Annotated in this window: 6 protein-coding genes; 4 read left to right on the top strand and 2 right to left on the bottom strand. The window is 72.4% G+C overall.

All coding sequences use genetic code 11. The features are described 5' to 3' along the window. Positions 1-9: 9 nt before the first annotated feature. Positions 10-2,181, bottom strand: coding sequence for an apolipoprotein A-IV repeat region-like domain-containing protein (locus ABEA15_RS10640; RefSeq protein ID WP_345556503.1), 2,172 nt, complete (start codon positions 2,179-2,181; stop codon positions 10-12). 349 nt (positions 2,182-2,530) lie between these two features. Next, entirely contained in the window at positions 2,531-3,853 is a 1,323-nt protein-coding gene (locus ABEA15_RS10635) for a class I SAM-dependent methyltransferase (protein WP_345556502.1), read from the bottom strand. 214 nt (positions 3,854-4,067) lie between these two features. On the opposite strand from ABEA15_RS10635, the gene groES reads away from it, so the two are divergent. The 4 genes from groES (at position 4,068) to guaB (ending at position 8,816) form a co-directional block, all read left to right on the top strand. After that, positions 4,068-4,379, top strand: a complete 312-nt coding sequence (gene groES, locus ABEA15_RS10630) for a co-chaperone GroES (RefSeq protein ID WP_186356718.1) — start codon at positions 4,068-4,070, stop codon at positions 4,377-4,379. 100 nt (positions 4,380-4,479) lie between these two features. Then, positions 4,480-6,093 carry a chaperonin GroEL gene (gene groL, locus ABEA15_RS10625; protein ID WP_344142775.1) on the top strand — a complete coding sequence of 538 codons (1,614 nt, stop codon included), beginning with the start codon at positions 4,480-4,482 and terminating at the stop codon, positions 6,091-6,093. Between the two features lie 247 nt (positions 6,094-6,340). Beyond that, positions 6,341-6,964, top strand: a complete 624-nt coding sequence (locus ABEA15_RS10620; RefSeq protein ID WP_344142776.1) for a sigma-70 family RNA polymerase sigma factor — start codon at positions 6,341-6,343, stop codon at positions 6,962-6,964. 358 nt (positions 6,965-7,322) lie between these two features. Then, a complete protein-coding gene (gene guaB / locus ABEA15_RS10615) occupies positions 7,323-8,816 on the top strand; it encodes an IMP dehydrogenase (protein WP_345556501.1) in 1,494 nt (497 codons plus the stop codon). Positions 8,817-9,030 lie beyond the last annotated feature (214 nt).

Below are 9,030 nucleotides of genomic sequence, written 5' to 3'. Positions count from 1 at the left end.
CGGCGGGGGCTACTCGTCCTCGTCCTCCTCGTCGCGGCGGCGCTTCTTCTTGCCGTCGCGGCCCGGGCGAAGGAGGGCCTCCGCGAGGGCGAGCATGGTCTCCTCCAGCGCGGCCAGGCGCTTGGTGATGTCGTCGTGCGAGGTCTCGACGGCCTCGGTGATGGCCTCGTCGAACTCGTGGCGGTCGGGGCGGGCCTGGACCTCGCGCAGCAGCGGGTCGAAGCCCTCCTTGAGCCGGCCTTCGAGGCCGTCCAGCTTCTCGGTGGGGTCGACCGCCGGGCGCTCCAGCAGCTCGGTCAGGCGGCGGTGCACCTCGCTGAACTCCAGGGTGGCCGGGAGCTGGGCCAGGCGCTGGTTGAGCGCCTCCAGCCGGTCGTCGACGGCCTCCAGGCGGCCGTCCACCCCGTCGATCTTGCCGTTGACGCCCTCGAACTGGCCCTCGACGCCGTTGACCCGGCCCTCGATGCCGTCGAGCCGCCCGCCGACCCCGTCGATCTTGCCTTCGACGCCCTCGAAGCTGCCGTCGAAGTGCCCCTCGAAGGTGTCGAACCGGTCGGTGAGGCGGCCCAGCCCGTGCTCGAACTGGCCGTTGATCGCCTCCAGGTGGCGGTCCACCCGCTCGGCCAGCTCCTGGCGGGCCTGCTCCAGGCCGGCGTCGACGGCCGCGCGCTGCTCCTGGACCGCGCCGGTGAGCGAGCTGTGGCGCTCGTCGCCCTGCTGCCGCAGCGCCTCGACGCGCTCCTCCACGGTCTCGCGCATCTCGGCGATGCGGGCCTCGACGGACTCGCGCAGCTCGCCGGTGCGCTCCTCGACCGAACCGCGCAGCTGCGCCAGCTCGGCGGCCGTGGCGGCCAGGTCCTCCTCGGCCTTGGCGCGCAGGCCCTGGGCGGTCTCGTCCAGCTTGCCCGCCAGCTCGCCCCGGTTCTGCTCGTCGCGCTCGCGCAGCTCCGCCCGGTGCAGCTCCAGCTGCTCGTGCAGCTCGGCGAGCCGGTCGCGCACGTGGGCGCGGATCTCGCCCAGGCGCTCCTCGGTGGACTCGGCGAGCTTGACGACGGCGCTGTTGGCGTCGGCCACGGCTGCGGTGGACTCGGCGTGGTTCTCCTCGGCCTGGTTGCTCAGGCGGGCGACGCCCTCGCTGAGCTGCGAGGTGACCTCGGTGTGGCGCTCGCTCGCCTGGCCGTCCAGGCGCTCGATGCCCTCGCGCAGCGTGTTGTGGCGCTCCTCGGCGGAGCTGTCCAGCCGCTCGACGCCCTCGGTGAGGGCGGTGTGGCGCTCGTCGGCGCGGGTGTCGAGGCGCTCGACGCCCTCCGAGACCGCGCCGCTGACGGCGTCGCGGCTCTGCTCGGTGGCGCCGCGCAGGGACTCGGTCGCGGCGTCGAGCTTGTCGCCGAGCCGCGTGTGCTGCTCGCGCAGGGCGGCCTCGAGGGTGTCGTGGCTCTCGCCGATGGAGGTCACCAGGCTCTCGCGGCCCTCGGTCACGGCCTGCTCGATTGACGTGCGCCCCTGCTCGACGGCCGCGGCGAGGGTCTCGCGACCGCTGTCGATCGCGGCGGTGACGGCCTCGTGCCGCTCGGCGGCGGTGTCCGCCGCGCTGTCGTGCTGGGCCTGCAGGCGCTCCGAGAGCGCGGAGAGCGACTCGCGCAGCTCCGCGGAACCGGCGGCCAGGCCCTCGACGGCCTCGTCGATCCGGCCGAACCGCGCCTCGGTGCCGGCGGCCAGCTTCTCGACCCGCTCGGTCAGCGCGTCGATCCGCCCGGAGGCCTGCTCGCCGTTCTCGGCGAGCTCCTGCAGGCGCGAGAGTGTGGTGTCGAGGTGGCCGGTGATGGTGCGGATGTCCGCCCGCAGCGCGGACATCTCGGCCAGCGGCTTGACGCGTTCTCCGACCAGCGCGATGTGCTCGGCGAGGGTCTCGGCCCACTCCGGCGGGCGCGACGAGAGCTCGTCGACCCGCGCCTGGACGCCGGCGACCGACTCCGCGAGCGTCGCGAACTCGCGTTCGCGGAACTCGCGCAGCAGCCACTCCATGCCTTCCAGGCGCTGGCGCATCTCCTCGTTGACCGCGCCCTGCGACTTCTGCTCGGACATCTGGTCCTGGGCGGCCCGCGAGAGGAGGTCCCGCATGCGGTCGGAGATCCCGGTCTGACCTCCCCCGTTGAGGAAGTTGTGGTTGGTCTGTTCCACCGAGGTGCTCCTTAAGATCTGGCGCCCCCACCCGTGTCGGCTGTGGATGGGCGGTGTCCTCCTGGGTCGCCGGCGCGGCGCCGGTGGCTGGCGTCGCCGCTGTCACGGTCGGGGGTGCGGTGACCACGCGCGGTGACGCCCGGTGTCATAGGGAGAGAGCGGGCCGATCGGCCGCCGCCGACCACCCCGGTGCGTCGCCGGTCGAATCCAGGACAGGGAGAAGGGATTCAGCGGGGATCAGTTTAACGACATGTGCCTCGTTCACCGTGTTCAACTGGCAAAAATGGGCGGAATGGCGGGGGATCGATGCCTACCGATCTGTTGCGTCACGCTAGTACTGATCGGCGCTTTAGTCACCCGTGTGGTGAGAGGTCCGCGATGTCCGCTCGGTGAACGGTGTCTGCGGTGAAGCTGTGACCTCGGAACACACCAGGCACAGGGGGCGGTCCCCGACGCGGGTCAGCACCACGACGGCGGATTCGGGGCCGCTCGGCCTGAGGTCGCGGAGCAGTTTGTCCACCTCCACGGCCGATCCGCGTTTCTTAATCGTTACTGTCCCCGCCCCTCTTTCCCGTAGTTCGGCCCGCAGCCGCTTGAGGGAGAACGGCATCGTCCGGTGCACCTCGAAGGCGCGGCACAGGGGTGTGGCGACCAGGTGGTCGGAGGTGATGTAGGCGATGTCGGGATCCAGCAGCGCGCCGCCGACCAGGGCGGCGGCCTCGGCCACGAGGTGGGCGCGCACCACGGCGTTGTCGGGCTCGTAGAGGTAGCGCCCCGGCGGCGCGACGGGCGCGGGTGCGGCGCCGGGGTCGGCGGTCAGGGCCGCGGGATGCGAGCCGTCGCCGCGCAGCAGCGTGGCGCGCCGCGACCAGTTCCCGCCGAGACCCTGCCACAGCGCGGTCTCCTTGAGCTCGCCGTCCACCGAGATCCACTCGGCCGCGGCCCCTGCGGGGATGCGCTCGTGCGGGATGCCGGGCGCGGCCTTCACACAGGAGGCCGGCGCACGCGCGGCGAGATCCAGGACGCGGTCCCAGGACGGGGAGTAGGCGTCGGGGTCGAAGACCCGGCCGCGTGCCGTCCGGCGGGCGGGGTCGCAGAAGACGGCGTCGCGGCCGCCGGGGTCGACCGCGGCGGCGTCCCCCTCGCGCACGCGCATCCGTCCGGCCGGCGCGAGCTCCACGGCGTTGGCGGCGGCGACGGCGGCGGTAAGCGGGTCGGCCTCCACCGCCTCCACCTCCAGGCCCGCCTCGGCCATCGCGACGGCGTCGGCGCCGATGCCGCAGCCCAGGTCGGCCACCCGCGCTCCGGGCCCCAGCGCCCTGGCCAGCCGGCGGGCGCGGTACTCGGCGGCCACCCGGCGGGTGGCCTGCTCCAGGCCGGGCCCGGTGAAGTACATGCGTCGGGCCCGGTCGCCGAACTTCCGCCGTGCCCGCTCGCGCAGCCGCACCTGGGTCAGCGCCGCGCCGGCGAGGTCGGCCGGCGAGACGTCGGGGGCCCCGCCCGCCCCCTCGGGCGCGGCCAGCGCCTCCTCGGCCTCCCGGCGCAGGACGGTGGCCGCCTTCAGGGGGTCGTCGGGAGCCGCGGAGGCGGCCGCGAGCACGCGGCCCCCCGCCGGTGTGAGAAGGCTCGCGAACGCCTTGGCCGCGCCGGGCGCGGTTTGCCCGCTGGACACCACGTTTGTTCACCGTTCCTCTGAGGTGTTCCCTTGTGACCAGTCGTTTGACGCGCCCTATGGGCCCGGCTAATGTTCCATACTGGCACTCTCCAAGGTAGAGTGCTAATCGCGACGAGGCCGGTCTGGCACCCGCGACGGCAGGCCGCCGTGGTCGCCCCTTTGCCAAGCATGCAGTTTCGTATCTTCGAACCCGAAGGGGGAGGTCACCACCGTGTCGACCGCCACCAAGACCGTGCTCAAGCCGCTTGAGGACCGCGTCGTCGTCAAGACCCTCGAAGCCGAGCAGACCACTGCCTCCGGCCTTGTCATCCCTGACACCGCCAAGGAGAAGCCCCAGGAGGGCGAGGTCCTCGCGGTCGGCCCCGGCCGCTGGGACGACGAGGGCGAGAACCGCATCCCGCTCGACGTCAAGGTCGGCGACGTCGTTCTGTACAGCAAGTACGGCGGCACCGAGGTCAAGTACGACAACGAGGAGTACCTCGTCCTCTCCGCCCGCGACCTGCTCGCGGTCGTCGAGAAGTAAACCCTCGTCAGTCGACGAACCTTTCCGCCCCGGCCGGCACGCTGCCGGGCGGGGCGGTTTTCCTTAGCCGCCGTAGGCGTACGGATAGAGGAAGCTCACCATGCCCAAGATCCTGGAATTCGAGGACGACGCCCGGCGCGCCCTCGAACGCGGCGTCGACCGCCTAGCGAACTCCGTGAAGGTGACGCTCGGCCCGCGCGGCCGCAACGTCGTCATCGACAAGAAGTTCGGCGCACCCACCATCACGAACGACGGCGTCACCGTCGCGCGTGAGATCGAGCTGGAGGACCCCTACGAGAACCTCGGGGCCCAGCTGGTCAAGGAGGTCGCGACCAAGACCAACGACGCGGCCGGCGACGGTACCACCACCGCCACCGTGCTCGCCCAGGCGCTGGTCCACCAGGGCCTGCGCAGCGTGGCCGCCGGCGCCTCGCCCATGTCGCTCAAGAAGGGCATCGACGCCGCCGCGCAGAAGGTCGCCGACCTGCTGAGCGAGCGCGCCCGCGAAGTCGGCGAGCGCGAGGACATCGCCTACGTCGCCACCAACTCCGCCCAGGACGCCCAGATCGGCGACATGATCGCGGAGGCCTTCGACAAGGTCGGCAAGGACGGCGTCATCACCGTCGAGGAGGCCCCCACCATGGGCCTCGACCTCGACTTCACCGAGGGCATGCAGTTCGACAAGGGCTACGTCTCGCCCTACTTCGTCACCGACCAGGAGCGCCAGGAGGTGGTCCTGGACGACGCCCTCATCCTGATCAACCAGGGCAAGATCTCCAGCCTCAACGACCTGCTCCCGCTGCTGGAGAAGGTGGTCCAGAGCAAGAAGCCGCTGCTGATCATCGCCGAGGACATCGAGGGCGACGCGCTGGGCGCGCTGGTCCTCAACAAGATCCGCGGCGCCCTCGACGTCGCCGCGGTCAAGGCTCCCGGCTTCGGCGAGCGCCGCAAGGCGATGCTGCAGGACATCGCGACCCTGACCGGCGGCCAGGTCATCGCCGAAGAGGTCGGCCTGACCCTGGAGAACGCCGACGTCGACGTGCTGGGCAGCGCCCGCCGCGTGACCGTCACCAAGGACGACACCACCATCGTCGACGGCAAGGGCGAGCAGAGCGAGGTCGACGACCGGGTCGCCCAGATCCGCAAGGAGATCGAGAACAGCGACTCCGACTGGGACCGCGAGAAGCTGCAGGAGCGCCTGGCCAAGCTGGCCGGCGGCGTCTCTGTGCTGCGCGTCGGCGCGGCCACCGAGGTCGAGCTCAAGGAGAAGAAGCACCGCCTGGAGGACGCGATCTCGGCCACCCGCGCCGCGATCGAGGAGGGCATCGTCGCCGGCGGCGGCGCCTCCCTGGTGCACGCCGCCGCGCAGCTCGACGACCTCGGCCTGACCGGCGACGAGGCCACCGGCGTGAAGATCGTGCGCGACTCCCTGGTGGAGCCGGCCCGCTGGATCGCCGAGAACGGCGGCGCCGAGGGCTACGTCGTGACCTACCGCATCTCCGAGCTGCCGTTCGGCCAGGGTTACAACGCCTCCACCGGCGCCTACGGCGACCTGATGGCGGCCGGCATCATCGACCCGGTCAAGGTCACCCGCTCCGCGGTGCAGAACGCGGCCTCCATCGCCGGCATGCTGCTGACGACCGAGGCGCTCGTCGTCGACAAGCCCGAGGAGGAGGACTCCGAGGGCGGCCAGGGGCACGGTCACGGCCACTGAGGCCGACCGACACCCTGACGGCGCACTGACGGCACGGCCCCGGCCGCGCCGGACCGCCCCTGCGGGCGGCTCTCCGCGGCCCGACCCCGCGTCCGCACACCTGCGGGCGCGGGGTCGTCCTTTACCATCGCGACCCGGATTTCAGCACGGGACTCGCGTCACTTATCGGGCTTTTCCGCCAAATGTGATCATTCTGTAGCCGCACTTGGTGACGTGTAAACCCGCACAGCGGGGCATGATGCGTTACGTGGCGGATCTACGCGCAGCGGGGGGCGCGCTCGCGAGCCGAGCCGAGGCCCTGCGCAGAGCGAACGAGACGGAACTGAACTACCTGACCTCGCTGGCCGTCCAGGGTGACGACGGCGCGGTGGACTCTCTCATCCGCGAAGTCCGGCCCATGGTGCTGCGCTACTGCCGCGCCAAGCTCTCGCGTGTCTCGGGCTACGTCCACCACTCCGACGACGTCGCCCAGGAGGTGTGCATCGCGCTGCTCGCCGCGCTGCCGCGCTACGAGGACAAGGGGCGCCCCTTCGCGGCGTTCGTCTTCAAGATCGCCTCGAACAAGGTCGCGGACGCGCTGCGCCGCTCCACCCGCGCCGACGTGCCCACCGACACCGTGCCCGACTGCCCCGACGACGGCCCCGGCCCCGAGGAGGCGGCCGTGCGCACCGCCGAGGCCGAACGGGCCCGCGCGCTGCTCGACGAGCTGCCCGAGCAGCAGCGCCGCCTGCTGCTGATGCGGGTCATCGCCGGGCTCTCCGCCGACGAGACCGGGCATGCGCTGGGCATGTCCCCCGGAGCCGTGCGCGTGGCACAGCACCGCGCCCTCGCCCGCCTGCGCAAGGTCGCCACGGCCAACCGGCTGATCTGAGCCGCGCCTGCGCGCCGCCCCCGCGTTCCAGCGGCGCCGCCCCGCGCCGCACGCGTCCCCCGGCCGCCCTCGTCCCGCCCCGCCGCCGGTGCGCTTCGCGCTTCGCACGCTGTCACGTTCCGGCCCGCCGGCCTGCCATGGTGTTGCGCGGGCGTGCCGAGCCGCGCGCCGGATCGCCGCCGTCCGCGCACCGGGCACTCGTCGCCCCTGCGCATCCGCGGCGCCGCGGCGCGTGTTCCCGGCCCGCCCCGCGCTGTGAGGATCGCCACCGGGCGGGTGCGGCCGCGACCGTTCCGCTCCGCGCCCCCTCTCGGCGGTTCTAGGATGAAACGATACGCGCGAGTGGTTGGGAAGAGATATGACGCAGCTGTTCACGGGGGACGGCGGCAAAGTTCTGCCGCCGGGGCTGACCTACGACGACGTCCTGCTGGTCCCGTCCTACTCGGACATGCAGCCCGGCGAGGCCGACACCACCAGCAGGCTCTCGCGCAACATCGAACTGCGCATCCCGCTACTGTCCGCGGCGATGGACACGGTCACCGAGGCCCGCACCGCCGTGGCCATGGCCCGCCAGGGCGGCGCCGGGGTGCTGCACCGCAACCTCTCAGTCGAGGCCCAGGCCGGCCAGGTCGACCTGGTCAAGCGGTCCGAGGCCGGCATGGTCACCGACCCGGTCACCTGCAAGCCCGACGACACCCTGGCCGACGTCGAGGCGCTCAGCGCCCACTACCGCATCTCCGGGGCTCCGGTCACCGACGACGACGGCCGGCTGCTGGGCATCGTCACCAACCGCGACATGCGCTTCGAGCTGAACCGCCAGCGCTCGGTGCACGAGGTCATGACGGCGATGCCGCTGGTCACCGCGCCGGTGGGGGTGAGCCGCGAGGACGCCTTCCGACTGCTGCGCGAGAACAAGGTCGAGAAGCTGCCGCTTGTCGACTCCCAGGGCCGGCTGCGCGGGCTGATCACCGTCAAGGACTTCATCAAGAGCGAGCAGTTCCCCGACGCCACCAAGGACGCCGACGGCCGCCTGGTGGTCGGCGCCGCGGTCGGCGTCGGCGCCGAGTCCGAGGTGCGCGCGCGTGCGCTGGTCGAAGCGGGCGCCGACTTCGTCGTCGTCGACACCGCGCACGGCCACTCCTCCGGCGTGGCCGAGATGATCGCCAAGCTCAAGGCCAACTCCTCCGCCGATGTCGTCGCCGGCAACATCGCCACCCGCGCCGGCGCCCAGACCCTGATCGACGCCGGCGCCGACGCGGTCAAGGTGGGCGTGGGCCCCGGCTCCATCTGCACCACGCGTGTAGTCGCGGGGGTCGGCGCTCCGCAGGTCACCGCCGTGATGGAGGCCTCCAAGGCCGCCGGCCCCGCCCAGGTGCCGGTCATCGCCGACGGCGGGCTGCAGTTCTCCGGCGACATAGCCAAGGCGATCGTCGCCGGCGCGAGCACGGTGATGCTGGGCAGCCTGCTGGCCGGAGTCGAGGAGAGCCCCGGCGAGCTCGTCTTCATCAACGGCAAGCAGTTCAAGACCTACCGCGGCATGGGGTCGCTGGGCGCGATGCGCGGGCGCTCCTACTCCAAGGACCGCTACTCCCAGGCCGACGTCGCCACCGAGGAGAAGCTCATCCCCGAGGGAGTCGAGGGCCAGGTGCCCTACCGCGGTCCGCTGGAGGCGGTGGCCCACCAGCTCATCGGCGGCCTGCGCCAGTCGATGTGGTACGCGGGCGCCCGCACCGTCGGCGACCTGCGTGATAACGGGCAGCTGATGCAGGTCACGTCGGCGGGGCTGAAGGAGAGCCACCCCCACGACGTGCAGATGACCGTCGAGGCCCCCAACTACCACGGGCGCCGCTGACCGGCCGTGCGCCGGAGCCCCCGAACGTGCGGATCGACGGGGGACGGAGGGCGGGGCCGGAGGCACCGCCTGCGCGTGGACCGATGGGCGGGCGTACCGACCCGCGGCCGTCCGAGCCCGGGAGCACGCGAGCCCGCGCGGCGGGCGACGACCCACCAGGCCGCGTCGAACGGTGACCGAGCTGTTCGCCGAACGCGGCTGCGAGCGGACCGCG

The sequence above is a fragment of the Streptomonospora halophila genome (assembly GCF_039542725.1).
Lineage (GTDB): Bacteria > Actinomycetota > Actinomycetes > Streptosporangiales > Streptosporangiaceae > Streptomonospora > Streptomonospora halophila.
Note: the sequence above shows the minus strand (reverse complement) of the source record. Positions and strands in the feature narration are given on the sequence as shown.